This window comes from Kitasatospora sp. NPDC058406 (assembly GCF_042722765.1).
Classification (GTDB): domain Bacteria; phylum Actinomycetota; class Actinomycetes; order Streptomycetales; family Streptomycetaceae; genus Kitasatospora.
In genome coordinates this window covers 1-19,836 of record NZ_JBHXKE010000104.1, presented here as the reverse complement: position 1 = coordinate 19,836, position 19,836 = coordinate 1, and the positions used below count along the sequence as shown (strand labels likewise).

General features: G+C 66.8%; 12 protein-coding genes. 6 read left to right on the top strand and 6 right to left on the bottom strand.

Annotated features, from left to right (window positions below):
• Positions 1-219: 219 nt before the first annotated feature.
• The 3 genes from ACFWOG_RS21310 to ACFWOG_RS21300 are packed head-to-tail and all read left to right on the top strand — an operon-like array spanning position 220 to position 8,571.
• The gene (locus tag ACFWOG_RS21310; RefSeq protein ID WP_380360265.1) at positions 220-2,241 is read left to right on the top strand and encodes a hypothetical protein; all 2,022 of its coding nucleotides are present in this window, start codon (positions 220-222) and stop codon (positions 2,239-2,241) included.
• Positions 2,234-3,196, top strand: coding sequence for a hypothetical protein (locus tag ACFWOG_RS21305; RefSeq protein ID WP_380360263.1), 963 nt, complete (start codon positions 2,234-2,236; stop codon positions 3,194-3,196). The genes ACFWOG_RS21310 and ACFWOG_RS21305 overlap by 8 nt, the downstream gene beginning before the upstream one ends.
• On the top strand, positions 3,193-8,571 hold the full coding sequence (locus ACFWOG_RS21300) for a DEAD/DEAH box helicase (RefSeq protein WP_380360261.1): 5,379 nt from the start codon (positions 3,193-3,195) through the stop codon (positions 8,569-8,571). The genes ACFWOG_RS21305 and ACFWOG_RS21300 overlap by 4 nt, the downstream gene beginning before the upstream one ends.
• A gap of 117 nt (positions 8,572-8,688) precedes the next feature.
• Here ACFWOG_RS21300 and ACFWOG_RS21295 read toward each other — a convergent pair whose 3' ends face one another.
• Entirely contained in the window at positions 8,689-9,900 is a 1,212-nt protein-coding gene (locus ACFWOG_RS21295; protein WP_380360259.1) for a restriction endonuclease, read from the bottom strand.
• A gap of 163 nt (positions 9,901-10,063) precedes the next feature.
• On the opposite strand from ACFWOG_RS21295, the gene ACFWOG_RS21290 reads away from it, so the two are divergent.
• The 3 genes from ACFWOG_RS21290 to ACFWOG_RS21280 all read left to right on the top strand — a co-directional run bounded on the left by ACFWOG_RS21290 (position 10,064) and on the right by ACFWOG_RS21280 (position 13,096).
• A complete protein-coding gene (locus ACFWOG_RS21290) occupies positions 10,064-11,275 on the top strand; it encodes a DNA cytosine methyltransferase (RefSeq protein ID WP_380360257.1) in 1,212 nt (403 codons plus the stop codon).
• Positions 11,276-11,669: 394 nt separating this feature from the next.
• On the top strand, positions 11,670-12,632 hold the full coding sequence (locus tag ACFWOG_RS21285) for a NaeI family type II restriction endonuclease (RefSeq protein WP_380360256.1): 963 nt from the start codon (positions 11,670-11,672) through the stop codon (positions 12,630-12,632).
• Positions 12,633-12,700: 68 nt separating this feature from the next.
• Positions 12,701-13,096: a very short patch repair endonuclease gene (locus ACFWOG_RS21280; RefSeq protein WP_380360254.1), complete on the top strand. Its 396-nt coding sequence runs from the start codon at positions 12,701-12,703 to the stop codon at positions 13,094-13,096.
• Positions 13,097-13,161: 65 nt separating this feature from the next.
• Here ACFWOG_RS21280 and ACFWOG_RS21275 read toward each other — a convergent pair whose 3' ends face one another.
• The 5 genes from ACFWOG_RS21275 to ACFWOG_RS21255 all read right to left on the bottom strand — a co-directional run bounded on the left by ACFWOG_RS21275 (position 13,162) and on the right by ACFWOG_RS21255 (position 19,743).
• A complete protein-coding gene (locus tag ACFWOG_RS21275) occupies positions 13,162-13,350 on the bottom strand; it encodes a hypothetical protein (protein WP_380360252.1) in 189 nt (62 codons plus the stop codon).
• Positions 13,351-13,541: 191 nt separating this feature from the next.
• On the bottom strand, positions 13,542-14,819 hold the full coding sequence (locus ACFWOG_RS21270; protein WP_380360250.1) for a DNA cytosine methyltransferase: 1,278 nt from the start codon (positions 14,817-14,819) through the stop codon (positions 13,542-13,544).
• Between the two features lie 762 nt (positions 14,820-15,581).
• Positions 15,582-16,598, bottom strand: a complete 1,017-nt coding sequence (locus ACFWOG_RS21265; protein ID WP_380360248.1) for a DNA cytosine methyltransferase — start codon at positions 16,596-16,598, stop codon at positions 15,582-15,584.
• Positions 16,599-16,996: 398 nt separating this feature from the next.
• Entirely contained in the window at positions 16,997-17,833 is an 837-nt protein-coding gene (locus ACFWOG_RS21260) for an NgoMIV family type II restriction endonuclease (protein WP_233290113.1), read from the bottom strand.
• A gap of 1,055 nt (positions 17,834-18,888) precedes the next feature.
• Positions 18,889-19,743, bottom strand: coding sequence for an IS701 family transposase (locus ACFWOG_RS21255; RefSeq protein ID WP_380360275.1), 855 nt, complete (start codon positions 19,741-19,743; stop codon positions 18,889-18,891).
• Positions 19,744-19,836 lie beyond the last annotated feature (93 nt).

Below are 19,836 nucleotides of genomic sequence, written 5' to 3'. Positions count from 1 at the left end.
GGGGAATTCACGCAGGCAGCCCGCCTCAGCACCCGCCTCTGGCGGCTGAGGCTATGAGCAAACGGCCGCGAGGTGATAGATCTGTGCAGTGCTGTCTGCTCATCAGCACGGCGACGAGTAGGGGCTGTTCATGCATGTGCGCGCGGTCGTTGTGCTGCCTGCGCGGAGCCGGACCAGAGGTCCAGCCGCCGAGACCGGAACCTGCCACGGAGGCGACAGGTGAGCGCGCGGTCCGGCGACCGGACCGACAGCCGCTGGGCCGCATTCGAATGGTGGCAGGACCGCCTGGCCACTGTGTTCTTCGGCGAGCAGCAGAGGAATAGGCCGGTCCTTTTCTTCATCAACAGCACAGAGCTGTGCGATCTGCAGGGCGGGGCTGAGGTTGAAGAGCTCGGTGCCGCGGTCAGCTCCGTGCTCGCCTGGCATGGGAACCCATACTCGCCGGTTGTAGACCGCTGCCGCACGTGGAGGCGAGGGATGCGCGAAGATCCGCCCCCCAGCCTTCCGCTCCTGGCAGCAGCTGTCCTGGCGGCCGCCAATATGCAGCGGACCGAAGCCGGCCCCGGGGCTCCCGCGTACTACGCACGTCTCGCTGAAGTGCTCCAGCCTCGCTGGGACAGCGGGGGACGTCACCGGAAGCCGCTCGAAAGCCACTACGGCGCCGTCGTCGACCAGTGGGTCTGCCTGGACGAGTGGCTCCGGGAGCAGGGCGGGGCGCGCGGCCTCAGCACGATCAAGGAGAACCCCACCTACAGCAAGATCGGCTACGCCCAGTCGCAGGCTCTTATCAGAGCCTCGGATCACGCGGCCCTGCAACGGTTCTTCCAAGCGGCCAGCCTGTCTCCCGGTCAGCCAGTGGACGGTACACGGCTGCTGGAGGCACTCAAGCAGTGGAGCATCATCAACCCGGAGGGCCTGTCCCAGACGCTCCGCCAGACGCTCCACGCTTCTGCCGAAAGCGGCCTCCTGAAGCCTCTGCTGGTCACCCTGCTCGCGAACTGGGACGGGACTACCGCCCTGGACCGAAGCGCCAGCGGCCTGTCCCAAGTGCCGCTGCGCGTTGTTCTCGATGCGGATTTCATGGGATGGGAGATGCGCTGGCACGCGGAGGCTGTGGACGGTGTGGACCGCGACCGCCTCCAGCACTCCGGCGGAACACTGGAGCTCGCTCTGGGTGCCTCGCACCGGGCTTACACACTCTCCGGGGCGGTACCTGATCTGGCGCAGGCTCTCCGGCACGGGCTCACCGCACGCGGAGCGAGGACCAGAGTGCGTGTCGAGAGCAGCCGCGATGTCCTGGCACTGCGCGAAGACCCCATTGCAGGAGGCTGGACGGAAACTGACGGACTGACCGTTTTCGAGTCCTACGTATTCCTGTTCACCAAGTCTGGCCAGGGTCCCCTCCAGAGTCTCCTGGCCGATGCCGGCCAGCGGTGGTACCACCCCGAAGCCGCCCCGCTCCCGGGCTGGAAGCTCACCCCCGAACTGCGTTTCACTGACGAACTGGCGCTCAGGAGAGCTCTGGAGCGGTCCGGCATCCGGAACATCCGCCATGTTCCGGGACACCGGCTCAGCCTCCGCAACGGACTGCTTGTCAAACGGGAGTGGCAGCACCGCTCGCTCTTTCTGCTCGGCGCGGAACCCGATGTGGTGGTCCCCCAGGAAGTCCGCGAAGCCGGACTGGTCACTCTGGACGGCCAGCCCCTGGCGGTCCCCGCTGAAGGCCTGGTGGTGTTGCGGGACAAAGGTCTCGCCCCGGGACCGCACGAGCTTGCCGCCGACGGCATGGTCACCGACTTCTACCTGGTAGAGGCAGCGGAGCCCCCGTCAGACGGGTCGGCTGGCCCCGTACCCAGCACCCATTCCGGGACCGTCACGGTCCCGCTGGACGGAGATGTGCGCTTCCTCACGGCTCAGGGCCACTTCCTGACCATCCGTCGGCCTCCGGAGCCCGCTTGGTGGAGTGAGCGCGCGCCCGTTCTCTGCGGCGGCGGAACAGCACGCGTACCCGTCCCGCCCGAGTCCGTCTGGCTGGTGGCCATTCCCGGGATTGGGACACCCGCCGTCACACTGCTGCGGCCACAGGATCCGGACTTCGGGACCCTGAGCAAATCCGCCAAGGACTTCTGGAGCAAGGTCGTTCTGGTCAGCCTGACTGGGCTCCCCCACGCCACCCTGTGGAAGCGCTACCGGGAAGCTGCCCTGAGCCAGTTCCCGCGAGGGGGATTCACCCGTGTTTGACCCGGATCTCTTCATCTCCTGGATGGCGGAACAGGGCAACGGATCCCTTGCCGCGCTCATCCGGGACGCGTCATGGGCCAGCGGCCGTGAGAGGAAGTCCGCCACCCGGTGGCTCAGCCGCATCGAGGCACTCGGCACCGTCACCATCGACTGGCGCAGCGGCCGGTGGAATACGAACCCTTGCGAGGTCACAGACCTGCCCGGAGGCATCCAGACCGCCCTGCTCGCCGGTGCCCGGCCCGCCGGCCCGGCGTTCTACCAAAAGCGGGGGGCGGTGGCCGTGCCGCAGCAGCCCGATGAATCCGGGATACCACTGCCCACCGTCTTGTGGCTGCAGTACACGGACCTGTCCGGCCTCCATGAGTTCGCCGCGTCCGCCGGTGCCATGGTCGCCCCGTGCGCGGCTGAGTCTGCGGCCCGGTCTCTCAGCGCTCTTGCCCCGGGGCCAGTGACGTCACCTCCGGCACACGACAGCCCAGCCGACCGGCTCGATCCCGCCACCGGCCAGTTCCGCCCCGTCGGCGTCCTGAGCCGCAGGCCCGAACCCGGCCTGTACCGATTCACGCAGTTCGGCCAGTTACACCGCTACGCGCTCCTGCGCGAGCCCGCGCGCCAGACGGCGCCTGGCCGCGCTCACACGTCCCCCGCGCTCCCAGAACAGACCTGGCACAGTGTCGACGACCGGAGGACGGGCATTCATCATGTCCTCCGTCCGTCAGCTTTCCCTCTGCGCTGGAGGGCCGATTCCAGAGCCGGGAATGCAGGGCGCAGCACCGTAGGACGCATGACTGTCGACCGCCGGGCCCCGCTGCCGCGGGCCCAGGAACGGGCAGCCGTCCTGTGCTCAGGGCTCGCGAGCCTGCGCACACCGGACTCGGAGCACTACGACGGAGTCCCCCTTTCCATCGCCGACCGCATTGCCCGCACTCTGCACCGCCGCTTGGAGACTGCATGAGCACCCCCCTGCCCGGCCTGGACGCCTTCACGACACACAAAGCACTGGTCGAGGCCTACCTGCGCTACTACGACACCGCCTTCCGGCTCCGGGATGACGCCCTCCAGGCCGAGCGCCGGGCCCTGCTCGACCGGCCCGGCGGGGTCTTCGCCGATCCCTTTGTCGAGCTCCGGCCGGAGTACGCCCTCACAGGGCACAGCATCGCCGAATCAGCCAAGGCTGCCGGAGCCCCTGCCGAGCTGGCGGAATTCGCTGAACGCGGGCTCTTCGAGAAGGGCATGAAGCTATACACCCACCAGGAACGGGCTCTGTCGGCCACCAGGGCAGCTGGGAAGAACGCGGTGATCACCGCGGGCACCGGATCCGGGAAAACCGAAGCATTTCTACTGCCCATCCTGGCTGATCTGCTGCACGAGTCACGGGATTGGAAAGGTGCCCCCGCCGTGGCCAGCCGGTGGTGGGAACAGGCCTCAGCGGACTACAGCCCGCAGCGGAAAGGCGAGACCGGACATCTTCCTGCTGTCCGGGCGATGATCCTCTACCCGATGAACGCGCTCGTCGATGACCAGCTCGTCAGGCTCCGGCGTGCCCTGGACAGCGATCCGGTCCGTGAGTGGCTTGACGAGCACCGTCAGGGCCACCGCTTCTACTTCGGGCGCTTCACTGGCAGCACCCCCGTGACCGGCCGTCCGGACCAGCGCTACGCCGTCGACGAGCTGCGAACCTACCTGAAGGCCACCGCCGCCCGCGGCGAGCGCGCCCGCAAGGCAGCCGAAGAGCGCGGCAACGAGGACATCCGCTACTTCGCCCCCCGCCTGGACGGCGCGGAGATGCCCAGCAGGTGGGACATGTACGACGCGTCCCCCGATATCCTGATCACCAACTACTCCATGCTCAACGTGATGCTCCAGCGCAGCCGCGACGAAGACTTCTTCCGAAGCACGGCACAGTGGCTGGACTCGCACAACGACGCCCGGTTCACCCTGGTACTGGACGAGCTCCACATGTACCGGGGCACGCAGGGCACCGAGACCGCCTATCTGATCCGCAATCTCGTTCACCGGCTCGGGCTGAGTCAGCGTCCCGAGAAGCTCCGTATCCTCGCCGCGTCCGCCTCCCTGGACGAGACGCGTGACACGGACCGCCGCTTCCTCCAGGAGTTCTTCGCCGCTGAAGAGAACTCCTTCCATTTCATTCCCGGTGAAGCCGCAGCGCGCGCCTGCGGTCCCGGGGACATTTCCGCGTCGGCTTCCACACTTGCGGGGTATGCCCGCGCTGAACCCGATCCGGCTGAGGGCACGCAGCTGCTCACCACGACCGGGGCGGCGGAGGCGCTCGCCAGCGCACTCGGCGCCGGATCGAGCGCGCCGTCTGCCCCCTCAATGGCCTCAGACGCCCTGGCCAGGAAGCTGTTCCCTGCCAGCAGCAGGGAGGAGGCCGGCCTGGCCCTGCACGGAACGGCAGCTGCCATCCGCGCCGCAGCCGAAGCCGGGGCCAGCGGTCTGCCCAAGATCCGCATCCACCTATTCTTCCGCAACGTCGCGGGCATGTGGGCCTGCTCCGACCGCCAGTGCCCCGAGGTGCCTGTCTCTTTCCGGCACGCCGAACGGTCCATCGGCAGGATCTACTCCGTCCCGCGCACGTCCTGCGACTGCGGCTCCCGTGTTCTGGAGCTGCTCTACTGCCAGTCCTGCGGCGAGGCGATGCTCGGCGGCTATGCGCCGCAGCGCGCCACCGGAGGCGGACTCTTCAGTTCTGTCCTGCTGCCCGACAGCCCCGACCTCTCCCGTATCCCCGACCAGATGGGCAAAGACCGCACGGCGGCGAACTACATCGTCTACTGGCCCTCCACTAGTCCCCAGCGGGCCGACGATGACGCTACGTGGAATGCAGACCACGGCAGTGTCACATTCGCCTTCCGGCGCAGCATCTACGATCCGGCCAGCGGAACCCTCCGCAACAGGGAGGCCGGGGCCACTGGCTGGAGCTTCCATGTGAGCACGCCTGCCGACAAGACGACCGGCAAGCCCAGACACGCGCTCTCCGCCTTCCCGCCCTTCCCCACGCGCAGCCCTTGCTGCGGAGCCGACTGGGAGCGCATCTATACCAAGCGCGGCGAGCGCCGGTCCATCACGGACGCCACACGGCTGACGTCGCCTGTACGGACGATGAGGACCGGCTTCGAGAAGATCAACCAGGTGCTGTCGGACGAGCTGGCTGAACAGTTCGCCGACCCTGCCGACCGCAAGCTGATCGTCTTCACCGACAGTCGGCAGGACGCTGCGAAACTCTCCGCCGGCATGGGCCTGCGCCATTACCAGGACCTCGTCCGGCTCCTTGCCCTGGACGAACTGGGCAAGTCCGCTGCCGCCGCCGAAGATGTGGCCATCGTGCGCAGTGCCCACGCACGGGGGCAGTCCGAGGAAAGTACCGCCGCGGCTGAGCGTCTCAGGGCACGGAGCAGGAGCGACCTGAACGAGCTGCGCGTGGCCCTGATGGACGGCGATGAAGCTGCTGCGGCCGCAGCGGAAGCACGGCTCTCATCTCCTCCGACGCTCGACTCCCTGGCCAGGGTGCACGTCAACACGCGTCTGCTCTCCCTGGGAGTTAACCCCGCTGGCCCGAAACCGAGTATGCAGCAGGTCGGAAACCTGGCCTGGCACGAGCTCTTCGACTGGGAGCAGCAGCCTCCTGCGCTCCGGGCAGGCACCTCAGAGGCTCAGAAGGCCGCCCTCAGCTCGGAGCACGGGCTCCTGGAGAACACCCTCGAAGCCCTCTTCTCCGGCGCTGGCCGCGACATCGAATCGCTGGGCCTGGGCGCGATCATCCCCGCCCCGGCCATGCCGGACCCCGACGGGCTTGGCCGCGCAAGCCTGCGGATCCTCGCCCAACTCCGCCGCTTCTCGGACCTCCGAGACCCCAGGGACAAGCCCCCGGCACAGCTCAAAGCGTTCTGGGCAGGCGTCGCCAAACACCAGGGCAGGCATCCAGACGACGTGCAGACTGCGGCCGAGGCCGCCTGGGGCAGCGGCACAGTGCGGGACTACCTCGTTGCCCCCCGGGCAGTAGCCGTACAGCCCTCTCCCGGCCACTCCTGGACGTGCCGCCACTGCGGCCGCCGCCACCTCACACCAAGTGCCGGAACCTGCACACGGTGCCACAGCGAGCTCCCCGCCCAGCCCCAGCAGGACGAGAACCCCGGGGCGAGCGACTACTACGCCTGGAAGGCCGCCAGCGGCCGCGCAGCCTTCCGCCTGAACTGCGCCGAGCTCACGGGCCAGACCGACCGCCTCGATGCGCAGTCCCGCCAGGCCCGCTTCCAGCAGGTCTTCCTCAGCGACCCGCCCGAAGTACCGCTCGTGGACGAGATCGATCTCCTGTCCGTTACCACCACCATGGAAGCCGGCGTCGATATCGGGCCGCTCTCCGCCGTCCTGATGGCCAACATGCCGCCCAGCCGCTTCAACTATCAGCAGCGGGTAGGACGCGCAGGCCGCCGGTCCTCTCCCGTTGCGGTAGCCCTCACTGTGTGCCGGGGACGCAGCCACGACGAGCACTACTTCGCGAACCCGTCATCGATCACCAATGACCCCACGCCGCCGCCCTATCTCACCCTCGAACGTCCGGAAATCTTCGAACGGGCCCTGGCCGCCGAGGTTCTGCGCCTCGCGTTCCGCGACCTCGAGGATCACGGCGGCTCAGGAAGCGTGCACGGCGAGTTCGGCACAGCCCGGGACTGGGCTGGCGCCCTTCCCGCTGTACGGAAGTGGCTCGACCAGAACGGCAGTGCTCTGGCCGCAACGGCGCAAGCCCTGAGCGCCTTTACCCCACTGCAACCGACCGACATCTTCAGCAGCCGGTGGCAGAAGAACCTGCTGCAGCGCATCACAGAAGTGGCTGGCGAGCCCACGGGTGCTGAGGAGCTCAGCGAGCGGCTCGCGCATGCGGGCGTGCTGCCCATGTTCGGCTTTCCCACCCGTGTCAGGCAGCTCTACCTGGAAGTCCCTCGCAGGAGGTTTCCCTGGCCGCCCGGGGAGACTATCGACCGCGACATCGCCATGTCCCTTTCACAGTTCGCCCCCGGCGGCGAAGTCGTTAAGGACGGCAAGGTGTTCACCGTCACCGGCATCACCGAGTTCGAACCCACGCCCGGGCGCCCGAAGCCTGTCGCGGACCCACTGGAGCACCCCCGGGCCGTGGGGCTGTGTCGGCTCTGCAACCACATCGAGAGAACGCCGTCCAGCGAGGGGCCCTGCCCGGTCTGCAAGGCCGACAACTACAGTGTCGTCGACATGCGCGAACCCGCAGGCTTCCGCGCGAGCGAGCCGCGCGACTTCGACGGAGTCTTCGCCTGGACTCCGAACACTGTCTCGTCCCGGGCCGCCGCAGACCTCTCAACCCTCCGTTTCACTTCCTGGGAAGAGGCGCACGTCTACTCCGGACCCGGCGACCGGTACATCATCAACGACAACAACGGTGACCTGTTCTCACTGCGCCGTGCATCTGGTGACTGGGGCGGATACATCGACGCCGGTGCCGCAGTCCCCGGTTATGGCGACCAGGTGCAGGTGGCCCTCGGGGCCGTCCTGCCCACGGACTTCTTCTTCCTCGGCCCCGCTTCCGCTGTCGACGAGGCTCAGGGCTACCGGCTGAACCTCAGCCCTGCTCCTCCCGCTTACGGGAGCGACATCAGCCACGGCCGACGGGCCGCCTGGTACTCGCTGGCATTCCTGCTGCGCAGCGCGGGCGCCCAGTTTCTCGACGTCGGCAGGCAGGAGCTCCTCGCCGGGATCCACCCCGGACCGCACCCGGATGGTCATGTCGCCTACGCCTTCCTGGCCGATTCGCTGGAAAACGGCGCAGGCTTCAGCACCCACCTGGGCAGCCCTCAGGTCATTGCCGACTACATGCAGGCTGCCCATACCTACCTGGACACACTCAGGCAGACCGAACACGCTGCCATCTGCACCTCCTCGTGCCCCCGGTGTCTGCGTGACTACTCCAACATGGCCTACCACCCCCTGCTCGACTGGCGGCTGGCCGGCGACCTGCTGACCGTCATCTCCGGCGGCCTCGCCAGCACCTCTGCCGACCGCGCCCGCCGGTCCCTGACCGGCCTCCAGAAGATGTTCAGGGGCACCCTCCTCGACGGGGACCTGCCCGGGATGGTTTTCGAGTCCAGGGGACTTCGCCACGCTGTGATCGCGAAGCATCCGCTTCACATGTGCGAAGCAGAGTTGGTGAGCGGCGACCTTCAGCCTGCCCTGGAGGCTGCACTCTCGTTCACTCAAGACGCAAACCGAATTGTCGTTGCCGACTGGTTCACATTGGAGAAGAGCCCTATGCAGATCATCGAACAGCTTCAGGCTCTCTGAAACACGGCTGCTCCACGCACCCGCCCAACGACCACCAACAAAAAGGCCGTTCCCACCATTCGGTGGGAACGGCTGGCCTTCGAAAAGAAAGTCGGAGCGACAGGATTTGAACCTGGCCTACGGCTTCGGGAACGCCTGGCGGAGCCAGTTCCGGACCCCGTCGACGGTGCTGTAGCCGTGCTGCCGCAGGGCATCGATGATGTCTCGGCCGCAGACGAGCGCTATCGGGTGTCCGTCCTCGCGAACTTCCTCTTGCACCTGCTTGTGGAAGTATGAGGTCGTAACGAAGACCCCAAAGTTGCGGTGCCGCAGCCGCGAGATGAGGCGGGAGACGTCGCGGACGCCTACGGCGGTGGTCTCCGAATAGCACTTGGCTTCGAGGGCGAAGTCGATGGCGATGCGGTCGGCGAGGGGGCCGAGGATGTACTCGCCGACAGCATCGCGTCCTCCGTCGCGGCTTGGCCGGGTCACGTCGCACCGCCCCGTGGCCGGTGCGATCAGCCTCCACACAGCGACCGCACACGACTCGAAACCATACGGGTTGCCCTGGAAGTGCTCCCGTACGGCGCCGAGCATCGCTGCGCCCTGGACGTCGTCCGGCAGCTGCTGGGCCTTAGACCGGATAATGCTGGTGGCCGGCGCCAGGAGGGGCGTGTATGTGCGGGTCTCCACCCACTTCTTCCAGGCGGGCGGACAGTCCCCGTCGAGGGGATTGCCGCCGCTGAGCACGTGCCGGAGCCACAACCGCGGGACCCGCGCGTGGTCCAGCACGGTGAAGCGAGCGCGGTAGTTCTGGAACCGTCGGCCGCCTGACGTCCGCCACACCGCTGCCAGCTCGTCGTCGGGCGCCATGGTCGGTCCGCCGGGGACCAGCAGCCCCCGGAACCGGACGTCCCGCCCGGTGGCAGCGGCCTTCTCGAACAGGAGAACCGGCGGGACCTGCTGCGCCCGCTCCTCCGCAGTTCCGTGCGAGGCGGAGAACGCGTCGCGGAGCAACAAATTCCCCTGCCGGGGGGTGTCGTGAAGCTCCTTGCCTGGGGTGCGGTTGTCCCCGTAGTACGTGAAGGTCCCGGTCTCCTGGTCGAGGTGGTCGGGCCAGTCAATCTCGCCGCCGGTGGTGTAGAGGACGGAGAGACGGACGGTGCCCTTGGCAGGCCACCCGCAGTGGCGGAACCCGCCCTGGTTGCCAACCCCGGGCACCAGCTTCGCGATCGGATCGTCCCCAGCGTTCCTGTTCGGACCGCCGGCATAGAGGGCGTCAACGACAAGATCAGAGGAACTAAGGTCGGAGAAGGCGACACGCGGCTCGGCCGCGGCGGACACAGTCATGCCTGAAGGTCTATCACCGCACCCGGACATCGCGGGCAGCGCTCCAGCACGCACCGTGCGGCGTTCAACCACGATTTGCCCAGGAAGCAACTCGGGGGTTCTGGGGCTGGTCGCGTCAACTGAGCCGGGACCGCTGTCAGTCCAGCCCTCTATGATCGCCGGCATGGCCTCCACCGATCACGCTGGCTCCAGCACCAGGAACCCCATCACCGTCATGGACCTCTTCGCGGGCTGCGGCGGTCTGACTGCCGGGTTCCACTCCTACTCCGAGGGCCATCCGTCGCCAGCACGCTTCGAGTCGATCGCCGCAGTCGAGTTCGACGGTGCAGCCGCCGCCACCTACGCGGTCAACCACCCAAGCGCGCGTGTCTACGCTTGCGATATCCGCGACTTCGACCCGGCTCCCTACGCCGACCAGGCAGACGTGATCGCAGGCGGCCCTCCCTGCCAGGGCTTTTCCAGCCTGGGCAAACAGCATGCTGACGACCCGCGCAACGAGATGTGGCGCGAGTACATGCGGACGGTAGAGATCGTGCGCCCAAAGATCTTCGTTCTGGAGAATGTCGACCGCTTCCTGGTCTCTGCGGAGTTCGCCCAGCTTCAGGAAGCCGCCGCACCCGGCGGGGCTCTCGCCGACTACCAGCTTGCGACGAAGATCGTGAACTCCGCTGACTACGGTGTCCCCCAAGCCCGTAAGCGTGTCATCGTCATCGGCACCCGCAAGGACATCCCGCAGCTGCTGCACCCGGCGCCGACCCACGCGAAGTCTGTGAAGCTGCAGGAGGCCACGCTCTTCAGCGCCGAGGAGGACACTGGGCGACTCCCGTGGGTCAGCGTGGCGGGCATATTCGAGCGCTCCGCCCGGCTGGAAATCACCGGAACCGACCTGCCGCCGCTCAGCTGCGCTCCTCTCGGGCGCCAGGTTCCCGGCGCCTTCCGGACTACCGACCTTCACATCGGGCGTACACCCAAGCCTCTCTCGCTCGCCCGGTACGCAGCTATCCCAGTAGGCGGCAACCGCCGGAATCTGCAAGGAAAGTACGCCCTCATACACGGTCATGAGGTCTACCTCTCAACTGAAAGCTGGGACCGCCACACCTCCGGAACGGGTGACGTGATGGGACGGCTGTACCCGGACCGGCCTGCCGTCACCATCCGCACCGAGTTCTTCAAGCCGGAGAAGGGCCGCTACCTCCACCCGACGAGGCATCGTCCGATCACCCATTACGAGGCAGCTCTCATCCAAGGGTTCCCCGACACGTACAAGTGGTGCGGCACCAAGATCGAGATCGCCCGCCAGATCGGGAACGCTGTCCCGGTCGGCCTTGGCAGGGCACTCGCGCAAGCCATCCACGCACACCTGCTAGCGCGCTGATCACTGTCTGCGATCAAGAGGGGGCGCTGAGGGAGTGCCACTAGTACCGCCTCCCCCTGCGGGTGGGAGTGTGCTCACCGCGCACCAATCAGAGTGCGACCGGTATGGGGCGGCTTGGCTTTGCCGCACTGATCGTCAGCCTCTATCAGGCGTCAGCACCCCGCGGTAGCAAGGCTTCCAAACCCCCAGCCTCCTTCGAGGGGCGGCACAGCGCACCGGCGAAGCCCCCAAGCGCCTCAAGCCATCACGGCTCAATCGCAGGTTTCTGCTTGCATGCAGATCGAAGTAACACAAGGATTCCAAACGCACCGGATCGAGGCCGACTCAGTCGGCCTGCCGATCGGCGAGAGTTCCTCGTCAATCGATGACGCACCTTCGGAAGAGATGAGTTGATGTGCCGCCGACCGACCCACTGTTCGCCCTCTCTCCTTCTGGGCCCGCCGCTGACACGGAGCTGACCCGCGTTCGCGAGGCAATCCTGGCGGCGGACCCGCACGGTGGGATCTTCGCTGCGGCCCTTCGCCGCACGTTCGACATGCTGCTCGACGGCCAGCACACGGGCCGGTTTCGCTGGGAGGACCTCCACAAGACCGAGAAGACGCACGCCGGCACCCTCGTGGAGATCAACCTCCAGCGCGCCTTCGACTTCGCTGACGGCGACAAGATGGACTACTCGATCGACGGCATCGACGTGGACTGCAAGTATTCCCAGGACCTGGGCCGCTGGATGATCCCGCCGGAGGCGATGGGACACCTGTGCCTCGGAGTGTGGGCAAGTGATGACGCCGGGCTATGGTCAGCTGGACTGTTCCGGGTCGCCGAGGAAGTACTTACGAAGAAGGAAGGAAACCGGGACGGCAAGCGGTCTCTCACCGCCGCTGCCCGCAAGACGGCCGTTCACTGGCTGTTCGAGGATGCACCGCTCCCCGAGAATATTCTGCTGCGTTTGTCTGAGAAGGACATCGCCGCAATCTTCGCGTCACGGTATGGCACCCAGCGGGTGCATGAGCTGTTCCGGCGCACGCAGGGCCGTATTGTCTCCCGCGGCGTAGTCGCCACGGTCGCGCAGCAGGACGACTTCATGAAGCGCATCCGGTACAACGGCGGCTCCCGCTCGGCACTCCGACCGGAGGGAATCGTGATTCTCGGGCAGTACGGGAACCACCAGGCGGTGGCCAGGCGCCTCGGCCTGCCGGTGCCGGGTGCCGGCGAGTCTGTGAGCGTCCGCCTGGCACCCTGGACTCTAGAGCATGCGGACGCACGGTGGGCGGAACTGGAGGGCGTCAAGTGGGTGGTAGCGCGGGAAAACGACCCGGTCGTCGAGGCTCCGCTGCTGCCGGAGCCGAGGGAGCGGTAGGGGTGGATGCTGCCGCGTGGGTTGCGCCGGAAGGATCATGGGCCTCTTCAGCTGGCAGGCGCCGCAACATGCAAGCGATCCGGAGCCGGGACACGTCCCCCGAGCTTGCGCTGCGTTCCCTTGTCCATGCGGAGGGGCTCCGGTACCGGGTGGCGGCAAAGCCGCTGCCCGGTATGCGGCGGACGGCTGATCTCCTGTTCCGTCCCACACGGTTGGCCGTCTTCGTCGACGGGTGCTTCTGGCACGGGTGCCCCGTCCACTTCGTACCGCCGAAGACCAATCCGGACTACTGGAACGAGAAGATTGACCGGAACGTCCAACGGGACCGGGACACCGACATGAAGCTGACCGAGGCCGGCTGGCTGGTGCTCCGTTTCTGGGAGCACCAGCTGCCAGCCGAGTGCGCGGCTCTGGTCGTTGACACTGTCCGTCGGCGTCGTTCGGAGACCGTACGGAGGACGTGAGCGCTTACCGGCTGTAGCTCGCGCGGCGGGCAGGTCATGTGGCAAGCGTCGGCTCGATAGCCAGTTCAGAATTCCCCGTGGTCCAGAAGATGCTGGATCGCGTCGGATTCGCGGCGCAGAACGATCCGGCCGTCGCCGTCGCAGTAGGCGAGCAACCGAGCGCCCGGATCAAGGCCGGCTTCCGCAAGCAGGCCGAGGGGCAATACCACTCGGCCGTCACTGTCGATGGCCACTTCGGCGGGCTCTCTGATCACACGGCCGAGTCTGCCACCCGGGCTCTCGGCGCCGCTGTTCCCTGCGGGTGTCCGAGTGCCCGGGATGTGCGGACGCGGGTACCTGCCGTTGTGACGCGGCGGCAGGAGGTTACGGCAGTCAGGAAGCCAGGGCCCTTGCCCAGAGAACCGCCCGCGGGCTGAGGCCCGCGGGCGGTGTCAGTCAATCGTGCTCAGCTGATCTTGGCCTTGTTGGCCTTGAAGAGCTCATGTCGCTGATGGCCCTCTTGTCCGACGAAGGCCTTGAAGTCGCGGAGCAGATAGGCCATGGCGCCGTCCTGACCGGCCTCTGTCTCTTCGATATGGAAGTCGCGGCCGAGGTGAGAGAGGCGTCGCTCGATGTCGTGCATGCCCATGACGACGCCCGTCTTGTCCAGTGCGGCGACGATCTGCTCTGCGGTCATAGCTTCGCTCTTGCCGCGGAGGAGCCGGTACACCGGGTCATGGGTGGTCTCTACCCGCTCACGGGGGGTGCCCTCCTTCCGGAGAGCCTTTGCGATGGAGAGCCCGACCGCCTTGGCGACCGGCGGCGGGAAGGCGTTGCCGATCTGGCGGTATCCGGTGGTCTTCGCTCCAGCGAACTGCCAGTCGTCGGTAAAGCCCTGGATCCGTGCCGCCATCTGGCTGGTCAGCTTCGGACCACCCCTGACTTCGCCCTTCTTGCTCACTGCCGGCTTGAAGTCCGGCCGCGGCGCCTCGTTGGCAATGCCCCAGGCGTCGACCCCCATCGCCTCCCAGGCAGCCTTGGCTCGGGAGGGACCAAGGTCTGCCCCTCCGTGCTTCTTGGAACCGCCGACGATGGTGGGTGCAATGCTGTCGGCCCTGGCAGCCCATGCCTCGGCACCGCCCCAGCCATTGGCCGCCATAAGGTCCTTCAAGGTCTCGCCGACGGTGGGCGCAGGTCCGTCCTGAGGTTCCGGCCAGTGGAAGTAGTCGGCGTACTCATCCTGAAGTGCCACCAGGACAAACCTGGGCCGGAGCTGCGGCACCCCGAACTGGGATGCCTGGAGGAGCCGCCACTCGCCCACGTAACCGAAGTCGCGAAGCGTGTCCAGAACGTGCTGCCGGTAAGCGGAGAAGCGGTTGGCACTGAGACCTCGCACGTTCTCCAGCATCAGCGCCTTGGGCTTGATACGGCCGGCGAGCTGGACTGCCCATGCGAATAGATCTCGCTCGTCCGTGGCACCAAGCTGCTTTCCCGCAATAGTGAATGGGGGGCAGGGCACACCGCCAGCCAGTAGCGAGACCCCGTCGTACTCCTCGGGATCCCAGACCGACTCGTCCGCGACATCACCCTCCGCAACCTTCCACTCCGGACGGTTGAGCTTGAGGGTCTTGCACGCGTTGGGGTCGAGCTCAACAGCGAGCCTGTGCTGGAATCCTGCCTGTTCGAGGCCGAGGGCCTGCCCCCCTGCTCCTGCGCAGATCTCGACAACCTCAAGGGCAGACATTCTTCCTCCGTACGACGCGCGCCGAGCCTGCGGGACGGGAGGCGCCAGGCGTCGAGCTGAGAACAGCCATAATATCGAACAAACTAGCTACCTCCCTTCGGGTGTGATCTTGCCGCTCCATCCCCCAGCCCAAGCCTCACCTGCGGGGCACGCCGGGGACAAGCGACCCAGTGGATCGGCCAGTGTAGTTGGGGGCGCTGACATACCGGCCGACGTTGCCCGAATCCTGCCCCGCCCCTGCACAACGCGCCGATGTGAACGAGGACACGCGTGCCGTTCTCCTCGCACTGACCCGGCGAGCTGGAGACCGGCGGCGGGAAGGGCCGGGACATCAACCTGATGCGCCGTGCCCGGAGCTGCTCCCTGTGGGGGACCTGGGCCTATCCTGCGGCAGCACGGCCGCGGACCGACCTGAACTCGCAGGCCGTACCTGCGTCCGCCACGACAAATGAGGAGGGTTTGCGGGTCTCCCGCAGCTGATCGGTCCACCTGGAGACATCACCCAGGGTAACCCGTGACACACGAGAGCGAGTCCTAGCAGGGCAGGGACACGCTTTGGGCGATGCTGCGATGCCTAACGCGGGTGTTATCGCTGACACCGACGATGAACTGGCAGTACGGAGGCGCGCCCCTCCCATGGTGTCGGCTCCGCTACTTGCAAGGCTTGGGCCCACCACCTACGACCGTTGCCGCGACGACAAGCGCAATGCCCCGATCCGGCTTTCCGCCGACTCAAGCATTCCGGCTCCGCAGACCGCCGTATCAGGCTGCCGTCACCGCTGGCACAGTCCGCGGCTGGGGCAGGCCGAATGCCGCCGCAACCACGTGTGCGGCCAGCAGGGGTGGCACAGCGTTGCCGGCCTGCTCATACTGCTTCGTCTGGGTTCCCTGCCACGGGTAGTCCCCGGGGAAGGACTGCAGCAGGCCCGCCTCGTGAACGGTGATGCGCGCTGTGTCCGAGGCCGCATCGCGGCTCTTCCAGCATCCTCGGCTGCGGGAATCGGCAAGAGCGCGGCGGGCCTGGGTTGGAAAGGGCTCGGCACCGCCGGTCTTGCCGCCGCCGGCGGTGACGGTGGGCGCAGGCCGGTCGGTGGCGCCCCAGCCGATGCCTTCCGCCATGGAGACCCAACAAGCCCGGGACTCGCCGAAGAGGTTGCCATCCTCGCCGTGCTCGGTGTGCGTGGGCTCGGGAGGCTGGGCGGTACGCATGCGCGAGGCGATGAGGATTGCGCGGCGTCGGCTCTGCGGAACGCCGAAGTCGGCGGCGTTCAGGTTGCCGCACCAGGTGCTGTAGCCCCATCCACGGAGCACCTCGGCGTAGTGGCGGAACAGCGGGAGGGCATCAGGGACCTCCTCCATGACAGCGTCCTCCGGCCGCAAGGCATGGAAGTAACGCATCGGCTCGGCGGCGAGCAGGGAGCGGGGGTCCTGGCACGCAGCAAGGAGCTGCGGCCGGGTGTCCCGGTCTCTGGCGAGGTCATCGATCGCCTGATGGACCAGCGGCTGGTCCCGGAGCCCCAGTTGCTTACCCGCCCGGGACCAGGCCTGGCACGGCGGAGATGCGATGAAGCGGCGGATGCGACCGGCCATGGGCGCCGTGGCGATCTGGGCCACGTCCGCACGAACAGTCGGATGCCCGGCGGCGACCCGCGTCCGGCAGGCTGCAGCATCCCACTCGATCCCGATGTCAGTAATCCCGTGGTGGGCGCGCAGACCCTCCGACCAGCCACCGGGCCCAGCGAACAGGTCCAGGGTGTCAGGAGCGGCGGGGGCAGGCATCAGGTCTCCGGGGCAGATGGGAACAGTGAACGTGGCTCGGTCAGGTACGGCAAGCTGCGTCCTGCCCGACTGGCGCAGACAGCAGCCGACCAGCCCACACGACCATACAGGCGTAGACCGCCGAACCGGCTGCTGAGACGGGCACGGCTCCGTGAGGGCCCTGTTGCCGCGGCGCCGACGTAATCCAGCTGCCACGGTTGGATCGAGCCCGACACGAGGCGATGCGATATCACCAGGTCGCCCGCGGCGGCAGATGCCCCCGGCCAATCGGGCACAACTGCAGAACACACCTTGCAGCACACGGCTACCGGCACCCATAGCGCCCAACGCCCGGCGAGCGCGCAAACTTCACCCTTTCAAGTTCATAGCGGTCCGCCCGAATTTTCCACAGCGCGCGGCTAGACAGCTAGGTCTAGCGGAAGGTCGCTGATGTCACGGAGACGGTTTCCCGCAACCAAAGTGTGCAGCATTGTGCTCGCCTCGTCGTTGCACGTTTTCTCTACTGCCCTGATCAGTTCCGGGAGGGCAAAATGGTAGACCGTATCGATGTCGCCAGTTCCCAGGGCAAGAGATGCGAGCCTGGCGGGCGACGGTTCCCCTGTGACGACCGCGATGTGCGGCGTGCGCCCCTTGCGATTCCGGATGACGTTCAAGGCCTCTGAGCGCGCGTTCTGGGCACGGTCGCTACGCAACGTCCACTTGCACGATACTATCGCGTGAACGATGGAACGCTCCTGATTGGCGCTCCTAATGACAGCATACTGGCCAGATTCCGCGTCTACGAGTTCGCGCTCCCGGTTGATCGTCGCGTCCGACTCAGGCTTTCGCAGCACCAGAATATCTGGGCTGATCTCATAAGAGTTTCCCAGGACCGAAGCCAGAGTCCGGTCTTGCTCAATGGCAGTCGCAAGGGAAGCCAAGTGAGTAAATGGCTCATACTTCGAGATCTGGTATCCGGCGCGCGAGCCTCCGACATTCTCGACAATCCAGCCACCCGGGCGGAGCGACTGGAACATCGGGAAGGTCTCCACCAGGAAGGCTTCCACAGCCTCTTCGAACTGCTTACCAGCTCGCTGGCCCTTGAGCTTCTCCTGAATAATCTCGGCGCCAAGATCCTGCGCAATATTGAACGCAATAGACCTACTAGTATTCTGGCTGCCGTCAGCATTCGAAGCCACGCCATCATGCGACAGAGAAAGAGTGCTCCTGCCAATGAGATTCTTGTGAAAGTTCACCCTTGCTTCGGTAAGTACCGCTGCCATGCGAGCCCCGCCTAGATCGTCCGGTTTGAGTTAGCCTGTCACTTTTGCGAAGAGAGGGATGTACAGCCGCGTGCAGTACACGAAAAGCGGGCACTCGCCTCCATAGGCATACCGATGAGTATCGCCGGCCTGCGTCATCAGGGAGGCATCAATGGGTTCCACCGACAGCCGCCTTGCCGGTTCGCTATCAGCAGCCCTCTATACGGCCGCTACCGCACCCCTGCGCGAGCGCACGGAGGGAGGGAGGGAGGACCAAGGACTGCATACAGGAAGGTCACGGACTGGACCTGCCGGCGCACCGGGTCCAGGACGGAACGCCCTGCCCTGTCGGCAACGGTTGAAATGAGGGCCACGGACAATGGATCAGAAGAGGGCCGATCGGCGGTCTCGTGATCATCCGGGCTTCAGCAGTGCCGGAGTCACGAGGAAGCGAGGGTGATTCGCGCGGAGAACAGGACTGAGATCCGCCGGTTGCGCCGGGGCGAGGGCCTGTTGACCCGGACGGTGGCCCGTAAGCTGGGAATCTCCCGGGCGACCGTTCTGCAGGCTCTGGCCTCGGATGGCCGCCGAAGTGCGGCGGGTATCGAAGGGCTCAGCGGTGGACTCGGTCGAGCCGACGGTCCCCGCCAGCCCACTCTCAGCCTCACCACGTAGCACTCCCCGCTCCGTGCACCCTGAGATCCCCAAGGCGCCCTTGATCCACCGCAGTTGAGGACGAGCCTCATGCGGATCTCGCACGCCTCTCGCCAGACACCAAGCTTGTTCTCGTCGCCTACGCCTGCTCGCTGGCTGACGATGTGGTCCGCCTGGAATGGGGATCTGCGAAGCTTCGCCGCGAAGATCGATCACTGATCTGGCACCGCCATGACCCCTTGCCTATCCCGCGACAGCGCTGACGTGAGACCTCCTAGTAGTGCTTTGTTAGGTGGTGTCGTAGGTCTGCCATGGGGTGGGTTGTCGGCAGGTGGGGCAGGTGCCGGTCCAGGTGGCGACGAGGTGTTGGAGGAGGTCCAGGGCCTGGCCGAAGGTCAGGCCCTGGACAGGACTTTTGGGAGGGTGCGCTGTTCGGTGAGGAACAGGTGGGCGGCGCTGACGAGGGTGACGTGGCGGTGCCAGCCGATCCAGGAGCGGCCTTCGAAGTGGTCCAGGCCGAGTCGGGTCTTCAGCTCGCGGTAGTCGTGTTCGATCCGCCAGCGTGACTTCGCGAGTCGGACGAGGTCCTTGGCGGGGATGTCGGCGGGCAGGTTCGAGATCCAGTACTTGACCGGCTCCGCCTCGCCTTCCGGCCACTGGGCGATCAGCCAGGTGAGCGGGATGGTGCCGTCGTCGGCGGGCTTGGGGCGCCGTCCGGCGAGCCGGACGCGCAGGAGGACGAAGTGCGCACTCATCGCGGCTTTGGATCCCTTGCGCCAGGTCACGCTGCGTCCGGCCCGGCGTCCGGCGGCCAGCACGTGCTCGCGCAGCGGAAGCGGGCGGGTGCGGTAGCGCGGCAGTGGCCGCGGGCCCAGGCCCCCGTAGGGCGGCCGATACGGTTCGGCGTCCTCCCGGTGGGCGGTCATCTCGCCCTTCGCCTGCAGCACGTAGGCCAGGCGGCGGTCCTCCAGACCGTGGCGGAAGTCGGCGTTCGCCCCGTAGGCGGCGTCCGCGACCAGCACGGCGGGCCGCAGCCCGGTGGAGGCGAGTTCGTCGAGCATCTCCAGGGCCAGCTGCCATTTCGGCCGGTGGCGGGCGTCCGCGGGGATCCGGCAGGCCGCCCTGCGTGCGGCCGCCTCGGGCCCGTCCCAGGACTCCGGCAGGAACAGCCGCCAGGACAGCGGGCAGGAAGCGGTGTCGGAGAGCGCGTGGACACTGACGCCGATCTGGCAGTTGCCGACCTTGCCCAGGGCTTGTATTTCAATTACTGCTTGCTCTGGTGGAGTTGGTGGGATGGTGGACCATGCCTGTGCGTCCGCCCATCACCGCGTTACGGGCCAAGT